A 20,103-nucleotide genomic window follows, 5' to 3' on the forward strand; every position below is an offset into this window, starting at 1 on the left:
GCTGGCGATTGCGATGGAGATTTCGCAGCGGGTGTACGTGATGGGGCATGGCTCGATCGTGTTCGAGGGTACGCCCGACGATCTGCGGGGCAATGCGGCCATTCGCAAGGAATGGCTGGAAGTCTGAATGGAGCCGTGCTGCGCACGGCTGAAACAGGTGACGAATCAGTTTGCGAAAATGAAACCGACTTTACCACCGCGCCGCACGCTCTTGCCCTACACAGGGGGCGGCGAGCGGCGCGGTGGTAAAGTCTACGTAGCCCTCGCACACAATATATCTGACACGCCCAGCCACCGCGTCGGCCGTTAACGTTTTGCAGCCGCGTTACTTTGCAAATGTTTAATTCCTTAGACGGCTATATATAAATTCTGCTAGTGCCACGTCTTCTATCCCGACACCGATAGCCTTGTACAGCACGAGACTGCGCTTCTCATTATCGCCAAACTCAGGGTTCGTCAACACATCTGAAAGCTCAAGGACGGCATCCCAATTTACCAAACCAGGTTGCGCAAGAATAAGGTCTCCCGCCTCTTTCCTGGCTTGCTCTCGCCACTCGACGACTATGCGTGATGCCCGCTTAATTAGTTCATCGTCTATTTCTCTTGTACCTGGTTTGCTAGATCCAATTGCGGCGACAAATGCGCCCGGTTTTACGAGATGTCCATCAAAAAGGGGGGTAGCGGCTCTTGTGGCAGTCACTAAAACGTCAGCCTGCACGGCAACCGTGGCAGCCGGTTCAACCCGACATTTAATCGCATACCTATTCGAGATATCCTCTGCAAAGGCTTCTGGTCGGTCGATCCCTGCCACGAGCACTTCCGAAAATTTTCGAACAGAGAGAAGTGCGGGTACATGCGCCTTTGCTTGCACACCCGTCCCAAAAATGCCTAAAACGTCTGTATTCTTTTTTGCAAGAGCGTCAGTCGCAATTGCAGTGACGGCAGCCGTACGGAATTCAGTCATGGCGTCACCTTCCATCGCCGCCAACAGCGACCCATCCTCTGCAGAAAAGAGCACCACTACAAACGTGAACTTGCCGTTAATCGTTGTGTAAAGTTTTGCACCTACCGCATTAATTCCAGGAAGAATCGCCCCCATCATGCTCAACTTGGTTTTGCCACAATCAATTCGGACCCGTTCTTGCATCGCTCCCAGACGGGCGTACTCAGTAAATGCAGTGCGCATTGTGCCGATTGCGTCTTCCACCGTCAGCAGTTCAGCGACTTGCGCATTTGTTATGATTTTCATATATCACCCTGTGAATTCATCAGATAAGATTTATGCGGCTAAGCCCAAGGGTATTCCTTGCATTGGCCTTGGTTGACCTGCCATATCCGCAGCAAGCAGCTCGGCACTCCCGCAAGCAAGTGTCCAACCCAAGGCGCCGTGGCCGCAGTTCAGGAAAAGGTTTGCAAAGGGCGTTTTGCCGATAATCGGTAGCCCGGTTGGCGTCGCAGGGCGCAAGCCTGCCCAAGGCTTGATACAGTCTTCTACTGCCTGACCCGGAAAGAACAACTCATGTGCTTCGGCTGCGAGTTCCCTGCAGCGCATTTCGTCAACGTGAAGATTCTCACCGACGATTTCGGCACGTCCTGCTACTCGAAGCCTGTTGCCAATCCTGGCGTAGACGACTTTTTTTTCCTGATCCGTAATGCTTACGCTCGGCATTTGGGATGTTAGCGCTTCGTTTTCAATTGTTATGCTGTATCCCTTGAGGGGATATACTGGCAGCCGTATTCCTAACTGGTCTGCTAATCTGGGACTGCCGACACCGTTGGCCAAAACAAACTGGTCTGCCGCGATATCTCCGCTGGAGGTACTGAGAGCGTTGATGGTGTTGTTTGATCGCCGGATCTCGAGGACATTCGTGTTAAAAATAAAATGAACACCATAATCCTTTTTCAGTGCGGCACCAAGTTGTTCACAGAACAGTGCGCAGTCGCCAACTTCTTCAGAAGGCGTGTAGACGCCTCCAACCCAACGTTCGATGGCGTGGGTGAGCGCCGGCTCGACCGCAATACACTGTGCGGGTGAAAGGAGTTCCTGTTCGCAGCCTAGATCGGCCTGCATCCGGATCTGGCGTCTTGCACCGTCCAAAGCCTGAACAGACGAAAGCAGTACAAGCTTTCCCGCTGTCCGGTGATTGAAGTCTAGAGCGTGCCTGGTTTGTAGTTTGTGTAACTTAAAGCGGCTCAGGTTTGCGAGTTCAAGCAGAGCCGCAGTTGTACGATGAGAAGCGGCTGAGTTGCACGCTGCGAGAAATCGTACCAACCAGGTCCACTGCCTTATGTCTAATTTCGGCTTCCAGGTTAATGGGGATGTCGGACTTAAAAGATACGCAGGAAGTTGCCGCCAGATGGATGGATCCGCTAATGGTGCAACATAGGAATAGCTGAGCTGAGCGCCATTTGCAAAGCTTGTTCCCCTGCCGTACGAATCACATGCGTCAACAACCGTTACTTTATATCCACGCTTGGCTAGCTCGTATGCGGTTGTAAGGCCGATCACCCCAGCCCCGACAATACAGACCCTCATTACCATACTCCCAATCTTAAAGGTTTCCCTTGAGCCGTTGCGTTTGCGATAGGTCTTCCGTTCATAAGTCGGCTGGACTCAGACATAGGCAGCATCCAACGAATCTACATCCGGCTCATAGCGACGCATTTTGGCGATATATACGAAATGCCGTTTAGATGCCTGGATCGCGTCCAGGTGGTAACGACGTAAATGCGATGCAATAGTCTGGTCTATCCCGAAAAACGCCTGAGCAGTGAACAAGTCGACTTTGTAAGCAGGAGACGTGTCACAAACAACTAAATCCGGCCCTTTTCCGTTGGAAAGCCCTCCAATCGCATGCCATACGTTTTCAAGCGTAACTTCTGTCGCATCGACCGCTAACGACCAATGTTCGCGCTCTGGACTTTGTACTATTACACCTGTACTAGCAAGGCGCATGCACACATCGCCGATATCTCCTGGCAGCACATTCAACTCCTGCGCAATATGATCAATCGATAGCGCTACGTTACGTTTTGAGACGAAGCGATCGAGTACCATGGCCGCAAGGCGAAAGTAATCCATAGTTGACGCAATAGCGTGAGTAATGTCCATGGAGTTCATGCCGCTTCCCATCTTTAAGTTGTACTAGAAGACTTCGTACAGTTCAAACTCGAAGCCGGGGCTTTTGCCAACTTTGACATTCGTACCAGTTCGGAGAAGATATTTCCCTCCGATGCATTAACAAGGTATTCGGGATGCCACTGGACTCCCAGGCAAAATGTTTGGCCAGGTACTTCAATGGATTCAATAACTCCGTCGTCCGCCGTTGCACTGATGTGCAGAGCCTTATTTCCGCTGATGACTGCCTGATGATGCAGGCTATTTATAACAAGAGTATCGGTACCAAGGATGCGGCGAAGATAAGTGCCCGCTTCGATGCGGATTCGGTGCGTACCTACGCTACATGATTCAAACTGTTTATGTTCGATATCGGTTGCGATATCCGAAGGGAGATGTTGATGCAACTTGGCACCCAACTCCACCGCAATCAGTTGCATACCTCCGCATATGCCCAGGATAGGCAGATCCCTTCCAAGGGCTCTACGGAGCAACGCGCGTTCAAAATTTGTCCGGTCTCTTTTAATAGTAACTTTGTCGGGATGTCGCGCAGTCATCCCATATTCTGCTGGATCTATGTCAAACATGCCCCCCGTAACGATCAATCCGTCAATGAGCTGGGAATATTCATTGACGGCCTCCATATCGTAGGGGAGGACAACCGGCAGCCCGCCCGCGGCCGACACGGCTGCACAATAATTTCTTCGGACGTGAAAATGCGATTCGATGTTGTTCGATTCATCACTGCGGTCTGCAGTGATTCCGATTATTGGTCTGATCATGTACGTTCCCTTGTCGTGATAAGCCCCATTCTTGCGATTAATCGGAATTTTCACAAACGAAGATTTCTATCTGACGCTATTAGTTGTACTAATGTGGTCATACACTCTAGACTGTATTGATTGTAGAAATGTCTCCAGGAGGACTTCGTAATGCCGCGCTCCCACCGCCTTACACCAGCCATCCTTCATGCCCTGAAGTATTTTGATGCTGCAGCGCGGAACCTGAGCTTCACCCGAGCAGCTGATGAACTTCATGTCACCCAGGGAGCAATTAGCCAACAGATACGCGGCTTGGAAGACCAGATCGGCGTTAAACTATTCCAGAGACTTGCCAAGGGAATATCGCTTTCCTACGAAGGGGAGCGTTTGCACAAGGTCGTCAAGCAGATACTTGCTGAGCTCGAAGCGGAGATACAAGCGATACAGCCTCAGTCGCCGAACCGGCACTTGATAATCCGGTCCTCCCCGTCATTCTGCATGATGTGGCTTATGCCTCGGCTGAATCGTTTTAGCCGCTTGTATCCCAACGTGGAAATACGCCTGAAAGGTGAAATGTTTGGCATGCCTGTCGCTCAAATGAATGCAGAAGCAATCGACGCGCTCGTCGTGTACGGCCGGCCGGGAAATGACGAGGGGCTCGAGGCAGTACCTCTGATGGCCGAATTTTTGTTACCGGTTGCCAGCCCTGCATACATTGAGAAAAACGGCGCGATAACGGAGTTGACGGACTTTGTCGACCATACATTACTTCACGATGATTCCCCGTGGGAGGGCGCGCCCCCATACGCCGAGTGGGAAGAGTGGGTTCGCGGCGTCACCGATGGAAAGCGAGGAAAGGTCGAGAAGCTTGGCAAGCGGGGCAATTTATACAACCTGGCCCAGCTAGCGACGAATGCAGCGTTGCTAGGCCAAGGTGTGTCCATCGCAAGAACGGCGTTGGTCCTCGAAGAATTGGAAAGCGCGCAGTTAATGCCGGTGCATCCCGTTTGCGTAAAGTCCGCATCGGCCTATTTTCTGCTGCTTAATCCGGGAACGATGGGTCGGGAATCCATCGAAACGTTCAAAGAATGGCTGCACGAGGAATGCGCGGAGTTCGAAAAGCGGAGAAATGCCGTATTACAGAAGATTGCGACGGTACGATCGTAGGCACCGTAGCCGGTCACGGTAATTGGAATATTCAGCGACGCAAAACGAGCCACGAAACGAGCCGTCGCTCAGATGGACTGTTCTTCGACATTCGAGATTTTTACGACCTTGATTCCTGAAAAATTCTCCATTTGTCATAGGGAGGCTGACGTCGCATTAGATTAACTAATGGTTCCCGATAGAAAACATGACTTGTCGATCCGAAAGCGTCCGACAAGAATACGAGAACGGAAGACGGCATAGACACGGGTCATACCCTGCGTTTTATGTCGCGCCGTAGGACGCCTGCGCAATGCAGGCGCATTCGAATCGTTGCATTCTTGGGGACTACTATGAATACCAATCTGAATCTTCTCTCCCTCGCTGTGGGGGCTGCACTGGCTATGAGCGCAAGTGCGCATGCCCAAGAGCTCGTTGTCAAAATCGGGCACGTTGCGCCCCTTTCCGGGCAATCCGCGCATATGGGCAAGGACACAGAAGACGGAGCTCGCCTGGCGATCGAGGAATTGAATGCGAAGAAGGTGAAGATTGGTAACAGTGTTGCGCGATTCGAATTGCTGGGAGAGGACGATGCAAGCGATCCTAAACAAGCAACTGCCGCTGCCCAGAAGCTCGTCGACGCAAAGGTGAACGGTGTTATTGGCCATATGAACTCTGGCACTACCATCCCAGCATCAAAGATTTACAACACCGCCGGAATACCACAGATATCTCCCTCTGCAACCAATCCAAAATACACGCAGCAAGGATTCAACACCGCGTTTAGAGTCGTCGCTAACGACGGTCAACTCGGCGGGACACTAGGACGGTATGCTGTCCAGATTAACGAGGCAAAGAACATTGCCGTGATTGATGATCGAACTGCATATGGTCAAGGAGTGGCTGACGAGTTCGTGAGAGGAGCGACCGGAAAAACCAAGTCGGTTACGATCGTTTCCCGCCAATATACGACAGATAAGGCGACCGATTTCAGTTCGATTCTTACCCAGATAAAAGGCAAAAATCCCGACGTTGTCTTCTTTGGCGGCATGGACGCGGTTGGTGGTCCCATCCTGCGTCAAATGAAGCAGCTCGGGATTGAAGCCAAGTTTATGGGTGGAGACGGTATTTGCTCCACCGAACTTGCACGCCTGGCCGGGGATGCCATAGGTGAAGGCAAGGTGGTCTGCGCCGAGGCGGGTGGAGTAGAGGAAGGAAAGAAGGCGGAACTGGAGGCTTTCAAGACTAAATTTAGCAAGCGATTCGGCCACGAAGTGGTACTTAATGCTCCCTATGCTTATGACGCCGTGATGGTCATGGTAGCTGCAATGCAGAAAGCGAGTTCCTCCGACCCGGTTAAATATTTACCCGAACTGGCAAAGATTAGCCACAAAGGCGTGACGGGAACGATTGCCTTTGATAAAAACGGCGATATCGTTGATGGCACCTTGACGTTATACACCTACAAAAATGGTAAGCGAGAAGTGATCACCGTTACAAAATAAGCAGCGAGCAGGGTACGGTCAGACCTTTACCTTCATGGCACGACGTACGGTCCATGTTACGCGAGTAGCCTGGACCCAAACATTACGGTTGAAGGTAGAAGATGAGCAAAGCATATAGTCTACAGCATGGTTTTCTTCCATTGAGGCGGGATTGGCAGACGCCTACGCAATGGAGGACGTGCTGTTATATGGGCTGAAGGCGAATTCCGGGACACCTCAAAGTTACGCTGTTATTGGCGACGCGTTGACGGTAGAACCGTATGCCATCATGTTCTCAAAGAGTGATCCGGAGCTCGAGGTGTTGCTGAACAAGGAAATGTCAATCTGGCCATGCCGACGCATCCTTTGCTCCGTTCATCATTTCGATTTCCCTCTTTCGATGTTGGTGACTGACATGCCGCGACCACATGACTAGCCAGCATCCGAACTGCGCGCGCGTTGTGAGCTCGCAAGGTAAACCTCACTCGATTTTAAAGTATGTCTCCACTCCTCCTGGAGTTTAGGCCGGCTTCGCACCGGCCTTTTTTAACCTTCACAGCGGTGGGTCAGGACGTTTGTCCCCACCTCTCAATATATCAACGGAACATCAACTATGAATGAATTAAAGCGATCTCATGTCGGCCCTCGACTTTCTGAAGCTGCTGTATATCACGGCGTCGTGTATCTGGCCGGCCAGGTAGCGAACAATACTCAACAGGACATCGAGGGACAGACTGCCGAAGTACTTACGATGATCGATGAGTTGCTCGAAGAGCACGGTAGCGATAAGTCGCGAATCCTGTCTTGCATGATATATCTTGCCGATATTGGTATGTTCAGCCGGATGAATACGGTATGGGACGCATGGGTAGCACCTGGAGCGGCGCCACCTCGAGCTACGGTTGAGGCGAAACTGGCAACAAGCGAGAAATTGGTCGAAGTTGTGGTTACGGCAGCCTTGAAGCAATCGACCTAAGCCGAGTTTGATGACTTAATAAGGCGCATGGCATCGGCTTTCCGACACACAGATGGGTACCTAAATGCATAATGACAAACCAACACGTCGTGAGATAACCCTGAGATTTCTCGCCGAGCCTGCAGACGTCAACTTTGGTGGCAAGGTACATGGCGGAGCCGTGATGAAGTGGATCGACCAGGCGGGCTATGCATGTGCCGTGGGTTGGAGTGGATATTACTGCGTGACAGTTTACGTAGGAGGTATCCGCTTCCTTAAGCCGATTTTTATCGGTCAGATTGTCGAGGTAAGCGCCATGATAATCCACACGGGAACGTCCAGCATGAACGTCGCGGTAGAAGTTTCTGCCATAGACCCGAAGACCGGAGACCGAAAAACTACAACGCGATGCGTAATAGCCTTTGTGGCCATTGATGGAGGCGGGGATACTGTTGCCGTACCGCGTTGGACTCCGGTTACCGAGGAAGACAAGCGCTTAGAGCACCACGCACTCCAAATGGCTAAGATGCGTAAGGAGCAGGAGAGTGAAGTGCTCGGACTGTCACGAACCTAGAGCGCCTATCAAAATGACGATGGCAAGGCGCGCCGACGAAGGCAGTACAGGCGTACGGCTAGGAGGCCTCGGCGACCCCAAGCAACACGGCAAGCGGCATTTTGATAGGTGCTCTAAGTAGCCTAATACGTTAGTGTTTTCCCTGGTGAACCATTTGCCTTGCGTGCTACCTAATAGCACTCGTTAAGGCACAAGGCTATGGAACTCAGCAAAATCGACATTAAGAATGTGGCATCAGCACTAGACATCCAACATTATCATCGTACCAAGCAACGCAAGTTTCCGCACATTGAGTACGCCACTCTTGTGGACAAATTCTTCGCTGGCAAATCTGTCACGCTGGCCGAAATGAGCGAGGTCTGTGCAACCGAAGCCGCTCGTTGGGCTTACGTTGAATCTCTTTTACGAATCTTCCCTGTGCACGCCGCGCTGGCGCTTGAAGGAATCTGGAATGGTGAGACCATCACCAATGGGATGATGCTTGCACACGCAATTACGAAGGCGACAGTTTTCCTTCCGATTGATGATTTTGCCTACGTGTTTGCCAGAGTGATGCGTGATGTGGATGATGGAGGAATTTCATTTGCAGAAGTCGCACAGTCAGCGGATAAGGCGAAGAATCTCGACGACAGGTGTTATGAAATCTTCACTGGCTGGATCAGCGATGCGATCGGTTCCAGAGAACGAACGCTGGACCTCGCCATGCATATCGCGGGCGAAAGGTTGTTTGCAATCGGCTCGGTATTGAGTGGTCATAAAAATAAAACAAGCTGCATGATGGATGACCAAGTCTGTATCGGCGTTGTCAAAGAGTTGCTTCTCGGCGACCGTGAGTTCCGCGTGATGCCAACCCGGAAACGCAACACTGCAAGCATCGGCTTGAGCGCTTAAAACATCAATCATTTTCCTTCTTCAAGTTTCTTCCGTTCCTGCCGGATAGCAAACATACAGCCGCAAGCCAGCATGATCGCAAGAACCCAGTACACCGAATTGGTACCAACTGCTGCGCCGATCATGCCAAAGCTTACTGGCAGCACTGATTGGCTTGCGTTGATGAGCATCGAGCGCACACCAACCGCCTCGCCACTCCGTCCAATTGGAGCGGTTTCGTGAATTGCGCTCATGATTGTTGGCAGCGCAGATCCCAAGCCGAGGCCAAGGATGAAGGACAGTGTAAGTAGAATGGCTACTGCGTTAAATAATGGGAATAGGAAATACACCGCAGTGGTCAACGCAAGCGCCCCAGTCAGAATTTGCCACTGGGAGTACGAGCTTGAAAGCCGTGGCATAACCAGCCGGACTACAAAGGTCCCAACACCGAACGTGCCCATGATGAGTCCGATGGTGGATGCGGAAAGACCGATTCGCGCACCGTGCATCGGCGTCATGAAGGTAAACAGATCCCATCCCATCGATAGCAGTCCGCTTACGATGAATACAGCGCGTAACGGTGCGTGACGCAACAGATCAATCACCTTGGGTTTTACGGTTGCTGTTACGGCAATGTTCGGCAGCGTTGCCTTGCTATATATTTTGGCAAGCACGATCAAGGCGAGAATTGGAAGTAATGCCAATGTCAGAAAGGTGCGCGCATGACCTGCGAAATCAATCAGAAAACCGGCAGCTACCGGTCCAGCCACAGTAGAGGTCGAAAAGCCGAGCGCAAGCATGGAGAACGAGCGAGTACGGTTTTGCGGTGTGCTGCCGTGTCCCACTGCATTATTGATTGCAAGGTGAACAAGCATGAAGCCACACCCTAAAAATACGGCCGATGCGCTAAGGCTGGCAATGGATGGCAGCAGGCCAGGCAGCAGCGTTCCAGCAGCAAGCATTAGCAAGGCGATTGCCGTTGGCTTGACTACGCCTGTACGGTCAGTCCAGCGACCCGCATGCACCGATGTCAGCATTGGGATCACCGCCATCAGGCTGACCACGAAGCCGACTTCGAATGGCGTGCCGCCAAGCTCGATCGCAAACAGTGTCAGTGCGACCCGGCCGCCTGTGAATGCGGTGTGTGCCAACACCATCATGGCGATCAATGCAGATAGGTTCAAAGCGATAGAACGCGAAAGAGCGCAGGTATGAAAAGTCGATGATGAAGTATAGCCGAATACCTTATGCCGGACGGTATCGTCCTGATTTAGCAGGCTGAGGCCTTAGCTAAAATCAAACGATGTTCCTTCGTTAACTAATGTTGCTGCGATAAACGCGCCGAGGGCATGCGCGGCTGTGCTGGACAGGAGGCCAGGAGAATGGATTGCTTATAGGTCACTGGATGGCAATCTCCAGCAATCCTGAAAGCGGGCTAAATACGATTCATTTAAACGCAAAAGGGGCCCCGAAATTGCCGAAGCCTTGCGCTCTGAGACCACGCGTTGAAGTACGAGGCAAAAAAGGCGAGCCAGTTAAATGAGGCATCGCCGCATGGCCATTGCAATGGCCATGCGGCCCCTCTATTCTCGATCAAAAATTGTGTCGGACACCAAAGCCAATTGAACGTCCGTCGTCGCCGCTGCCAGCGTTAATAGGGATCAGATTGATTGTACTGGCACCACCGGCGGGATTGTTGACATAGACGGCTCGCCCATACAGGAAAGTGCGTTTGGACAATGCATGATCCCAGCCAATCGTGACCGCGTAAGGATCCAGCGGGCTGTTGTCGACCGCGCGCTTGACGACTTCACCACGCAACGTATTGGCTGTGTTGATTTTCCAGGTCACGGCCGCGAGATAGTGGCGTGCGTCATTGACACCCGGCGCGTTGCTGGAATCCGTCTCAACTGTCAGGCCCAACTGAACGGGGCCCATGGTGTAGGTGCCGCCCACGAAGTGGAATGTGGTGCGCGTTGGATCGGCCACCGGTGCGGCCGCCGTACCCGCATATTGCATCTGATACGCGTAGTACAGGTATAACGGTCCTTTTGCATACATTAGATTGGCGCCGGTATTCCTCCCGCTGGACGAGCCTGCGGCTTCGCCTGGTGCGTAAGCCAGCGTTGCGGAGAAGCCGCCCATGGTCGGCGAGCGGTAGGCAATCATGTTATCGAAGCGCCCCAGGTAAATAGCCTTTGCAGCGCCTTGGCCCTCACGGCTGGTGACCAGGTTTATTGGTGACACGTTTGAATTGACAAAGAATGCATCGGCCTTGACCAAACCATCGAAGGTAGGTGTGTATTGCCGGCCAAGCCGAACCGTGCCCCAGCCGCCCCCAAGTTCTACCCAGGCCTGACGTCCGAACAGGCGGTTGTTGCCAAAGAATTCTGCGCCAGTGTCCGCATGAAAGCCGTTTTCCAGTAAAAACGCGGCATGCTGGCCACCGCCTAAATCCTCCACGCCCTTGAAGATCAGGCGCGATGCCGCCATGTCGCCGTCGCGTAGCCGTGTCTGGCTTTGCGAGCCCTTCGCGTAGTCCACACCAAGGTCGATGACGCCTGATATCTGCACCGAGCTTTGCGCATGCACAAATCCGGCCATCATGCCGCAAGCTGTTGCCAAGATGATTTTTTTCATTACAGTCTCCTCCAAAACAGGTTTTGTGTCGCAACCGCCGGGGTCTCATGCGTCGCCGGTCTGTCGCGGTGTCGTTGATGTGCAGCCTTGGTTCGTCAATATTTTTGGCGCCGTTGTCTACTTTCCTAGGATGCCAGTACTTTTGCGCAACGCATGCAATTCAGTGCTGATCCCACATATTGAGAAAGCAGCCCGGCTTTGCGTTCTCGTTCATGCCGGAAATCGGCATGGCAGGCGTACAGCTGCTGATCAAGTGTCCAGTCGCTGCGCATCCGGCATCACAAAGCTGCGGTCAAGCAAGGACGCCTGCGGTTGATAAAAACGCAGCGCCAGCGCAAATGGTCCCGCAGGCGCAGGCAGCCAGTTCGCCATCCTGTCTTCTCGCGGGGCCGCATGCCGCAGCCACAGGTCAGCCGTGCCGTCGGAATTGAAAACCAGGCCCGGCGTGCGGTCGCCGATGGTATAGCGTCCGATCGGATTGTCGACGAAGAAGCCGCGCCCGTCCGGTTCAAACTCATACATCGACAGAGACCAGAAGGCATCGACCGGCATTCCTGCTGGAACGTGCACCCGGTATGAATGGCGTCCGTCCAGGGGCTCGCCGACGGCATCCACGCGCGAGGTCAGGTAGACTGCTTCGGTCCGTTCCAGTGCGCCTAGTCCCGACAGGCAGATAAAAGCCCGATAGGCATAGTCGTCACCGAAATTGCCGATGTGATCACGACCGCTGACCCAGTGGCCACGTTGATCTTCCTCGCGTTGCAGGTACGACGCGGGCAGACTTTTGAGTTCATGGAACAGTTGCGGCATCAATGTGGTCCAGGCGCTGCGTACTGCATCATCAAGCGCATCCCATGCGCCGGAGACGCCCGGCCTGATGCCGATGTTTGCATAGCCTGCCACCATCGCGCGTTCGTGCTCGGGTATCGGGTTGCGCCCGAGAGTTTCGTTGATGAGTTCGAGGAAGGTGGAGGGCGTGCGCTCGCCTGGGGCGGTGCGGTATAAATTGGGTCCGCTCGCATGGACTGCCGGGTCAAGCGGTTCCAGCCGCATTGCCTCCTGCAGCCGGTGTACCTCAGGCAAGTCTTCCCAGCCGTCGACCAGTATCCGCCCAAGCAGCCAGACATCGTTGCTCGGAGAGCGGATCAGGTGCGTACCGTCAGGCGCGGTGCCTGTCCAGTCAGGTCCCGCGATGGCGAAGGTGATGGCATCGGTGCCGGTTGTGCGCCGGCCCACGCAGGCAAAGTTGTTGGTGAAGACATCCATCAGCGCAATACTGTAATAGCGGTCATGCATGTCCGGCAACGACAGGAGCAGCGGGCCGGCGGAGACGTCAAGCCAGGCTGTTGAATACAGGGTGTCGTTGTTGGGCATCGTTACCTGGCGCGCACGATGATTCAATAGCTTGCGGTTGTGGTGCAAGACGTTGGGGGCCACATTGCGCGGACTGTCGGGCAGTTGCGTGAAAAGCAGGCGCGTGCGCGCAAGGTCATGTACCGGGAAAACGTAAAGGAATGCCTTGCGAATGGCGGCTTCCAGTTCGGGGGCGACGGCAAGCGACAGTGCTTGTGTCATGGTTGTCCTATTTAATGAGCGTGAGTCGGCCACAAGGGGGGGCCGGGAAACTGGCAGCCGGCGAACCGATGTATTGCCTACTCAACCTTGATATTGTTCTTGCGCACGATGTCGCCCCAGGCCTGCATATCCTTGCGTACCGTCTCCTCGAATTCTTCGGGAGACTTTTGCGGCGAGGACGCCATGTTCATCTGGAGGAAGCGCTCCTTGATCTCCGGCAGTCCGACGATCTTGAGAACCTCCGCGTTCAGACGCTTGATGACGGCATCTGGCGTGCCTGCCGGTACGAACAGGCCATACCAGCTGTCAAGCTTGAACGGCACACCCTGTTCGCTCAGGGTCGGCACATCCGGCGTCATCGGCGCACGGGCGCTGCCGGACGCGGCCAGTGCCCTGAATTTTCCGTTCTTGAGATAGGGAAGGGTCGCTACCGTGTCGGCAAACGCCACTTTTACCGTACCGGCTGCCAGGTCGGTGATCAGCGGGCCGCTGCCGCGATAGGGAACATGGTTAAGCTTGATGCCGGTATGCATCTTGACCGCCTCCATGGTCAGGTGCCCTCCGGAGCCGACACCCCATGAGCCATAGTTGACAGGTTCCCGCTGCTGCTTGGCCCATTCGATGAAAGACTTCACATCCTTTGCCGGCACGTCAGACGCCACGACGAGATAATTGCCCCCGCTGCCGATCTGTGCAACCGGCTTTAGATCCTTCAGTGTGTCGTAGGGCATTGACGGCTGCAGGGCAGGATTCACCGCAATGGCTGCCGTGTAGGTGAAGAGGATGGTGTAACCGTCGCCGGCCGATTTGGCGGCTGCCGTTTGGCCGATCAGGCCGTTGGCGCCACCCTTGTTTTCGACAACGATGGTCTGTCCGAGTGCCTTGCCGAGATGGTTGGCAACCACACGGGAAAAAATGTCGGTGCCGCCGCCTGGCGGCGTGGGCACGATCATGCGGATTGGTCTGTCCATCGGCCAGTCGGCCGCCGGCACAGTGCCGGTTGTCGCCAGCAATGCGGTCAGGGCAATGGCTTGCAATACAGTTCTGCGCTTGCTCATACTCGTCTCCTGGTTTATTTCCTCGGTTCGGGTCCGTCTTACGGTGTTCATTGCTCGCGGCCAATCACGACCGCATCGAGCGCCGTGCCGCCCTGGCCAGCGGGCAGCACGACAAAGGGATTAACGTCAATTGATTCCAGCGTATCGCCGGCGGCGATCGCTAGATCCGACAGTCCGACAATGGCCTGCGCCAGTGCATCGATATCAGCTGGTGCCGCGCCGCGATAGCCTTGCAGCAGCGGTGACAGCTTCACTTCCTTGATCATCTCGCGAGCCTCATCGAGACTCACCGGAGCGATGCGGAAGCTGACGTCGCTGAGAAGTTCAACATTGACGCCACCCATGCCGAACATCACCACCGGTCCCATGACCGGATCACGTTGCACGCCAAGGATGCACTCGACGCCGCCACGCACCATGGGTGCAAGCAGCACACCGTCAAGGCGGGCCGATGGCGCTGCTTCACCTGCGCGTGTCATTACCCTGTCATATGCCGCACGTACTGCCGCTTCATCGTGCAGATTCAATGCAACGCCGCCAATGTCGCTTTTGTGCGTAATGTCGGCCGACAGGATTTTCATGACGACCGGAAAACCGAGCGTGCGCGCCGCCTCAGCCGCTTCCCCGCCATTACGTGCCACGCGTATCGGCACGCCTGGCACGCCGTATTCGCGCAGCAGCGCAAGCGAATCAGCTTCATTGCGGGTACCGGACGGAATCGTGACGCGGGGCTGGGTTTCTGCCATGACCGGTGCGATATCTTCGGCTTTCACCTTCTGCATTTGCATCTGCCGCTGCAGGCGGAAGAACTCCAGCGCAGCCAGCACGCGGATGGCACCCGACGGCTCCTGGAACGACGCGCAGCCGCAAGCATCGAGTGCACGCTGGTGCTCATGCGAAAACAGCGTGGAGAACATGACCGTGCGCCCCGGGAATTCCGCAGTCAAGGTCTTTGCCACGTCTTTCTGCAGCGTCTGCATCTGTTCGCTCAGGCCGGCGGCCGCGAGGAAAATGAGCAGGCTGCCATAATCGCCGTCGCGCAACATCACGCGTGCGGTGGTTTCAATCAGGTCAAGCTGTGAAGTTACCTGGCCCGTGATATCGACCGGATTGCGCGGCGCGGCAAAGGGCACCTGCGCAAGCAGCCAGTCCTGCGCGGCCTGCGGCATTGGCGCGACATCCAGTCCGCAGTCGGCGGCGTCGTCCGCCATCAGCACCCCGACACCGCCAGACACGGTGAGCAGGCCCAGCTTGCCTTTCTCTGGTACGCCCGAGACGGACAATGCATAGGCGATATTGAAAAAATCCTCGATGGTGCGCGCCCGCCATGCGCCGTACTGCTTGAAAAGGGTGTCGAACACGGCATCGTCACCGGCCAGGGATGCGGTATGCGATGCCGCAGCGGCCGCGCCCAGCGTGGTGCGGCCGACCTTGACAACGACCACCGGCTTGCCAGCCTCGCGCGCGAGCGCGAGTGCTTCCTTCAATCTCTCACCATCCTGGCAACCCTCGATGTAGGCCATGATCACTTTGGTCTGCGCATCTCTTGCCATCCATGCGATGCAGTCGGCTACGTGGATGTCGGCTTCATTGCCGGTGGTTACCCATACCGATAATCCGAGACCGCGCTCGCGCGCCATCGCATACGCATAGGCGCCAAATGCGCCACTCTGGCTGACGATGCCGATAGTGCCGGACTTCGCCCGCCCGGAAAACACGACCGGTGAAAAGGTCGCGTAAACATTGCGTGCAATGTTCATGAAGCCAAGGCAGTTCGGGCCGATCATGCGGATGCCTGCCGCGTTGGCCTTGGCCAGCAGCCGCTGTTGGGCGGCACGGCCTTCAGCGCCGGTTTCGGCGAAGCCGGCAGAAAACATCACGATATTCTTCACGCCTGCAGCGATCGCGTCGTCGAGAGACGCTTCGACTGCGGCGGCGGGAATGGCAAAAATTGCCAAGTCGATCGGCTTGCCGACGGCTGATAACGTTGGGTAGGCCTTCCTGCCCAGAATTTGGTCACGTCCGGGATTGATGGGATAGAGCTCGCCTTCGAAACCGTAATCGAGCTGGTAGGTTACCGGTATCGCACCGATCTTCCCCGGCGTTGCCGAAGCGCCGACCACGGCGATCGAACGGGGTGAAAAAAAGCTGTCGAGCCTTTCCTGGGTACGGGTCATTCTGTGCTGTCTCCTGATAAGGAATTGTCTCAACGGATGCTGAAGGTATGCGCGCTGTCCTGCTCGAGCATGTCGGCTGACACCTTGTACAGGCTGCGCGACACATAGCTGGGTACCTGATCGGCGCGGGCGCGTAGCCAGGCAGCTTTTAGCTGGCGCGCCTGGCCCAGTTCCGGTACCGCATTTATTTCATCTCCTGCTTCGCAGGCTGTGGCAAGAATATCGATGACATGCAGCGCCAATTGATATTCGCCCTTGTCGGCAAGCCCCTGCGCATGGGCGATCAATGCAGCCTTGTCCGCAATGGCGGCAACGACTTCGCGGCCAATCTCCGTCGGCGTGGCCGGATGCAGACTGGTAGGATTGCGGTCCCACCAACCGTTCTCGGAACGGAAAATGTCTCGCACGATGTAATCCGGCGCGCCATAACTGGGCCGCATCCAGGGCACGCCGAACAAGTGTTCCGGATAATGAATAGCCGCAAGGATTTCGCGCTCTCCCATGCCTTCATTCATCAGGCGTATCACTTCGGCATGCAGCCAGCGCAGCGCCTTCGCAGTGGTGCCCAGGACCTTCTGCACTTCTTCCTCGCCTGCGATATCCGGACCAAATTCACGTACCACCCGCACCGGCCGCAGGTCGCACAGGCGGTCAAGGGTATCGGCCCAGCGCAGGGTGTCGCGCATGGTGCGGAAAGGCGTGCCGATATTGGGGATCGAATCGATCACCGCTGCGCTGCCGTAGAGGATGCGCGCATGCGGCACCCAGACGGCCGTGACATCGTCGGTTTCCGAAGGCGCCCAAAGTAGCTGAACGCGCCGGTCCGTTCCCAGCGTCAGTTGTTGCGCATAGGTCTTGTCCGGGTCATGCAAGGCAATCTTGCCGCGCATGCCGCCGGGTTTCATCCGGAACTGGATTTCCGCCATGCGTTCCTGCAAGCCTTGCGTGGCGCGGTAGCGCGCATAGCGTACGGGGACGCGTTCATGGGCAATCACTACCGGTGGGGGATGGCCGCGCCGTGCCGCATCTTCCTTCCATAGCGGCAATCCCGCGTTGTAGCCGACATGGCCATGGCTGAAACAGATTGCAGCCACGGGCCTGTCGCTGACCGAGCGCAGGTGCTCAATCATGGCGCGTGTCACCCGGCCGCCGGGGCCGGTGTCGACCAAAACCAGACCGGCATCTGTCTCGGCAACGAACGACTGACCCTGGCCCTGGAGCAGCCAGACACCTTCTGCAACCGGCGTTATACCCGTGCCGGTGACCAGCGGGATGCCTGCATCATCGTCATGCTTTTCAGACGTCATGGATTTTCTCCGCGATGTGTGTCAAAGAGTTTGTGCGCCGTATACCTTCTTTAGGCGCCACGCTGCGTTCATTCCAGAACGATCCCGGCCTGTTTGATCACGACTGACCATTTCTTGACCTCCGCGTCGATGAAGGCGCCCAGCTCGGCACTCGTCGACGGTGTTGGCTGCAGGCCCAGGCCGATAAGCTTCTGCGTGATTTCCGGGTTGTTGAGAACGGCATTGGCGTCGCGATTGAGCTGCTGGACAATCGCTGCGGGAGTGCCGGCCGGTGCCATGAAGGCGAACCAGCCATAGCCTGCAATGTCCGGTCCGCCGGCTTCCTTGAAGGTCGGCGCATCGGGATAAACCTGAGTGCGCGATTCAGACGCCACGCCGAGCACGCGCAGCTTGCCGGATTTCACATGCGACAGGGCGCTTGTAATGGCGGTCAGCGCGGCATCCACCCGGCCGCCGACGAGGTCGGTGTACGCAGCGGCATCGCCACGATAATGGACATTGGTCACCTTGAAATTACTCTTGAGACCGAACAGCTCGGCCGCGAGATGCGGGCCGGAGCCGATGCCGGGTGAGGCGAACGTGACTCCTTCCGGCTTGCTGCGCGCCATCTTGATGAAGTCGGCCACCGTGCGGACCGGCGAATCGGCGGGAACCGTCAGGAAGACCGGGCCGGTCACGCGCGGCCCAACGGGCACAAAGCTCTTGTGAATGTCATACGGTGTCTTGATGCCCGCAGCAGCCGTAATTGCAAATGGCGCCGCTGCCCACAGCAAGGTATAGCCGTCGGGGCGGGCACGCGCTACATAGTCGTTGGCGATGCGGGTGCCGGCGCCTGGCTTGTTTTCCACGATGAAGGGCTGGCCATACTTCGATTCCAGTTCCTTGGCGATAATCCGTACCGATACGTCATTGGAGCCGCCGGCGCCGTATGGCGATACGATGGTCACGGTTTTCGTTGGCCAGGATTGGGCATGTGCCGTGACACTAAAGACGGTCAGTGCGAGCGCGGTAAGGCTGGTGGCAAGGCGGCAGGTGCCAGCCGGGAGCAGGTTGCGGTAATCCATAATCGTGGTCCTTACGTAAGGCGGGTGATCGAGGGATAAACAAAGGTCTTGTCCAGATGTGCGGCATGCGGCATGTACAGGCGCAACGTCAGGTAGAACGGGGCGGGTGGCGCCGGTATCCAGTTGTTTCGTAGTGTCGCGTCGGACGGTGCTTGTGCGCCGAAGTAGAGACGCAAGCCGCCGTCCGGCTCATGCAGCAGATTCGGCGAGCGGTCGCCTAGCGAATAGCGGTCGAGCGGATTGTCTACCAGCATGCAGTCGGCCTTGTTGTACAGCGTGACCGACCAGAATGCGCCGACCCGGGGCATCCGATCCGGCGGAAAGTGCAGCTCATACGATTGCTGGCCATCAAGCGGCGCGCCATCGCCGTCGCAATCGGCCATGATGTACATGGCTTCCTCGATGCCGAGCGCGCCGATGTAATTGAGTGCCACTTGCGCCCGGGCGAAGTAGTTGTCGCCATACGACTGATGCACCTCGACAGGAAGAAACCAGCCTCCGCCAAGTTCGGACGGCTGCGGTGCGCCAAGCTCTTTCAGCACGGCCGCGATCCCCTCACCAATCGCCGCCAGTTGCTTGGCGTCGAGGGAGCTTGATGATGCATCCGGTCCAATGCCGAGCGACGCAAAGTCCGCCACCAGGGATGCTTCGTGTAAAGGCGGAGGATTCACGCGCAATGCCGCGGCGACGACATCGACATAGCGTGCAGGATTGGACGGGTGCTCATCGGGACGCATGCCGACATCGAATCGCCGCCGTGCGGAGGAACCATCGGTAGCTGTCAGAGTGAACCGGTCCTGGAAGGCGTGTGCGGCGGGCAGGTCGGCAGGGCCGCTGACCATGATGCGGCCAATGAGCCAGACAGCATCGGTCGGGCAGGCAATTGGCGTTACGTGCGGGGGAACCTCGCCGTTCCACCCCGGGCCGTGCAGCAGATAGCTGCCCGCCGCGTTGCCAGTGGTGCGTGTACCGATATAGCCGAACGGGTTCGTGTAGAAGTCAAGCAGCCCCAGCACATAGTAGCGATCACCGCTGTCAGGCACACTGACGATTACCGGTCCCGCCGAGAGGTCAAGCCAGGCATTGGTATAAAGGGTATCGTTGTTCGGCGTGACCACCTGGCGATGCTGCGGCCCCAGCAGTTGCCGCGTATGGATGAAATGGTTGACCCAGCGCAGCGTCGATTCCGGCGAGTCGCCTGCGTACGTGCCGGCTGCATCGCGGCGCGGACAAGTCATCGCCCGCATGCGCGCCATTTCGTAGAGCGGCAGGGTGTAGAGAATCGCCTTGCGCAATATCGCGGCGTTGGCATCGTCAAGTGAACCGGCGGCCTGAGCCGAGAGCTGGTTCGTGCGTGTATCCGTTAGCATGAGC

General features: G+C 56.1%; 17 protein-coding genes and 1 pseudogene. 6 read left to right on the forward strand and 12 right to left on the reverse strand.

From position 1 onward, the window contains the following. Positions 1-127: pseudogene (locus tag ACFQUU_RS17005) on the forward strand (ABC transporter ATP-binding protein); the annotation flags it as partial. Between the two features lie 213 nt (positions 128-340). Here ACFQUU_RS17005 and ACFQUU_RS17010 read toward each other — a convergent pair. From ACFQUU_RS17010 to ACFQUU_RS17025, 4 genes are all read right to left on the reverse strand, one after another. Continuing rightward, a complete protein-coding gene (locus ACFQUU_RS17010) occupies positions 341-1,249 on the reverse strand; it encodes an ornithine cyclodeaminase family protein (protein ID WP_382249224.1) in 909 nt (302 codons plus the stop codon). A 30-nt stretch (positions 1,250-1,279) separates the two neighbouring features. Next, positions 1,280-2,551 (reverse strand): D-amino acid dehydrogenase, encoded by a 1,272-nt coding sequence (locus ACFQUU_RS17015; RefSeq protein WP_382249394.1) that lies wholly within the window; start codon positions 2,549-2,551, stop codon positions 1,280-1,282. A gap of 63 nt (positions 2,552-2,614) precedes the next feature. Then, positions 2,615-3,121, reverse strand: a complete 507-nt coding sequence (locus ACFQUU_RS17020) for a hypothetical protein (protein ID WP_382249225.1) — start codon at positions 3,119-3,121, stop codon at positions 2,615-2,617. Positions 3,122-3,135: 14 nt separating this feature from the next. After that, a complete protein-coding gene (locus ACFQUU_RS17025) occupies positions 3,136-3,954 on the reverse strand; it encodes a gamma-glutamyl-gamma-aminobutyrate hydrolase family protein (protein WP_382249226.1) in 819 nt (272 codons plus the stop codon). A gap of 96 nt (positions 3,955-4,050) precedes the next feature. On the opposite strand from ACFQUU_RS17025, the gene ACFQUU_RS17030 reads away from it, so the two are divergent. From ACFQUU_RS17030 to ACFQUU_RS17050, 5 genes are all read left to right on the forward strand, one after another. Beyond that, on the forward strand, positions 4,051-5,046 hold the full coding sequence (locus tag ACFQUU_RS17030; protein WP_382249227.1) for a LysR substrate-binding domain-containing protein: 996 nt from the start codon (positions 4,051-4,053) through the stop codon (positions 5,044-5,046). A 332-nt stretch (positions 5,047-5,378) separates the two neighbouring features. Then, entirely contained in the window at positions 5,379-6,530 is a 1,152-nt protein-coding gene (locus ACFQUU_RS17035; RefSeq protein WP_382249228.1) for a branched-chain amino acid ABC transporter substrate-binding protein, read from the forward strand. Positions 6,531-7,122: 592 nt separating this feature from the next. Beyond that, positions 7,123-7,485 carry a RidA family protein gene (locus ACFQUU_RS17040; RefSeq protein WP_382249229.1) on the forward strand — a complete coding sequence of 121 codons (363 nt, stop codon included), beginning with the start codon at positions 7,123-7,125 and terminating at the stop codon, positions 7,483-7,485. Positions 7,486-7,549: 64 nt separating this feature from the next. Beyond that, complete coding sequence (locus ACFQUU_RS17045) at positions 7,550-8,038, forward strand: acyl-CoA thioesterase (protein WP_382249230.1); 489 nt, start codon at positions 7,550-7,552, stop codon at positions 8,036-8,038. Positions 8,039-8,236: 198 nt separating this feature from the next. Next, positions 8,237-8,929: a hypothetical protein gene (locus ACFQUU_RS17050; RefSeq protein ID WP_382249231.1), complete on the forward strand. Its 693-nt coding sequence runs from the start codon at positions 8,237-8,239 to the stop codon at positions 8,927-8,929. 8 nt (positions 8,930-8,937) lie between these two features. Here the strand turns inward: ACFQUU_RS17050 and ACFQUU_RS17055 are convergent, their stop codons facing one another. From ACFQUU_RS17055 to ACFQUU_RS17090, 8 genes are all read right to left on the reverse strand, one after another. Next, positions 8,938-10,068: an MFS transporter gene (locus ACFQUU_RS17055; RefSeq protein ID WP_382249232.1), complete on the reverse strand. Its 1,131-nt coding sequence runs from the start codon at positions 10,066-10,068 to the stop codon at positions 8,938-8,940. Between the two features lie 433 nt (positions 10,069-10,501). Beyond that, positions 10,502-11,548 carry a porin gene (locus tag ACFQUU_RS17060; RefSeq protein ID WP_382249233.1) on the reverse strand — a complete coding sequence of 349 codons (1,047 nt, stop codon included), beginning with the start codon at positions 11,546-11,548 and terminating at the stop codon, positions 10,502-10,504. A 249-nt stretch (positions 11,549-11,797) separates the two neighbouring features. Beyond that, positions 11,798-13,123, reverse strand: a complete 1,326-nt coding sequence (locus ACFQUU_RS17065) for a DUF1254 domain-containing protein (RefSeq protein WP_382249234.1) — start codon at positions 13,121-13,123, stop codon at positions 11,798-11,800. 77 nt (positions 13,124-13,200) lie between these two features. Next, positions 13,201-14,181 carry a Bug family tripartite tricarboxylate transporter substrate binding protein gene (locus tag ACFQUU_RS17070; protein WP_382249235.1) on the reverse strand — a complete coding sequence of 327 codons (981 nt, stop codon included), beginning with the start codon at positions 14,179-14,181 and terminating at the stop codon, positions 13,201-13,203. A 47-nt stretch (positions 14,182-14,228) separates the two neighbouring features. Continuing rightward, positions 14,229-16,358, reverse strand: a complete 2,130-nt coding sequence (locus tag ACFQUU_RS17075; protein ID WP_382249236.1) for an acetate--CoA ligase family protein — start codon at positions 16,356-16,358, stop codon at positions 14,229-14,231. Between the two features lie 29 nt (positions 16,359-16,387). Then, positions 16,388-17,665, reverse strand: coding sequence for an alkyl sulfatase dimerization domain-containing protein (locus tag ACFQUU_RS17080; protein WP_382249237.1), 1,278 nt, complete (start codon positions 17,663-17,665; stop codon positions 16,388-16,390). A 68-nt stretch (positions 17,666-17,733) separates the two neighbouring features. Beyond that, complete coding sequence (locus ACFQUU_RS17085) at positions 17,734-18,729, reverse strand: Bug family tripartite tricarboxylate transporter substrate binding protein (RefSeq protein WP_382249238.1); 996 nt, start codon at positions 18,727-18,729, stop codon at positions 17,734-17,736. A gap of 11 nt (positions 18,730-18,740) precedes the next feature. Beyond that, positions 18,741-20,099, reverse strand: a complete 1,359-nt coding sequence (locus ACFQUU_RS17090; RefSeq protein WP_382249239.1) for a DUF1254 domain-containing protein — start codon at positions 20,097-20,099, stop codon at positions 18,741-18,743. Between the last annotated feature and the right edge of the window lie 4 nt (positions 20,100-20,103).

The organism is Herbaspirillum sp. GCM10030257 (assembly GCF_042666555.1).
Classification (GTDB): Bacteria; Pseudomonadota; Gammaproteobacteria; order Burkholderiales; family Burkholderiaceae_D; genus Noviherbaspirillum.

Bases quoted from the DNA above. Each gene is read 5' to 3' on its own strand.
- ACFQUU_RS17010 (WP_382249224.1), bottom strand. From the start codon at position 1,249: ATGAAAATCATAACAAATGCGCAAGTCGCTGAACTGCTGACGGTGGAA.
- ACFQUU_RS17020 (WP_382249225.1), bottom strand. From the start codon at position 3,121: ATGAACTCCATGGACATTACTCACGCTATTGCGTCAACTATGGATTAC.
- ACFQUU_RS17030 (WP_382249227.1), top strand. From the start codon at position 4,051: ATGCCGCGCTCCCACCGCCTTACACCAGCCATCCTTCATGCCCTGAAG.
- ACFQUU_RS17035 (WP_382249228.1), top strand. From the start codon at position 5,379: ATGAATACCAATCTGAATCTTCTCTCCCTCGCTGTGGGGGCTGCACTG.
- ACFQUU_RS17040 (WP_382249229.1), top strand. From the start codon at position 7,123: ATGAATGAATTAAAGCGATCTCATGTCGGCCCTCGACTTTCTGAAGCT.
- ACFQUU_RS17045 (WP_382249230.1), top strand. From the start codon at position 7,550: ATGCATAATGACAAACCAACACGTCGTGAGATAACCCTGAGATTTCTC.
- ACFQUU_RS17050 (WP_382249231.1), top strand. From the start codon at position 8,237: ATGGAACTCAGCAAAATCGACATTAAGAATGTGGCATCAGCACTAGAC.
- ACFQUU_RS17055 (WP_382249232.1), bottom strand. From the start codon at position 10,068: ATGATGGTGTTGGCACACACCGCATTCACAGGCGGCCGGGTCGCACTG.
- ACFQUU_RS17060 (WP_382249233.1), bottom strand. From the start codon at position 11,548: ATGAAAAAAATCATCTTGGCAACAGCTTGCGGCATGATGGCCGGATTT.
- ACFQUU_RS17065 (WP_382249234.1), bottom strand. From the start codon at position 13,123: ATGACACAAGCACTGTCGCTTGCCGTCGCCCCCGAACTGGAAGCCGCC.
- ACFQUU_RS17070 (WP_382249235.1), bottom strand. From the start codon at position 14,181: ATGAGCAAGCGCAGAACTGTATTGCAAGCCATTGCCCTGACCGCATTG.
- ACFQUU_RS17075 (WP_382249236.1), bottom strand. From the start codon at position 16,358: ATGACCCGTACCCAGGAAAGGCTCGACAGCTTTTTTTCACCCCGTTCG.
- ACFQUU_RS17080 (WP_382249237.1), bottom strand. From the start codon at position 17,665: ATGACGTCTGAAAAGCATGACGATGATGCAGGCATCCCGCTGGTCACC.
- ACFQUU_RS17085 (WP_382249238.1), bottom strand. From the start codon at position 18,729: ATGGATTACCGCAACCTGCTCCCGGCTGGCACCTGCCGCCTTGCCACC.
- ACFQUU_RS17090 (WP_382249239.1), bottom strand. From the start codon at position 20,099: ATGCTAACGGATACACGCACGAACCAGCTCTCGGCTCAGGCCGCCGGT.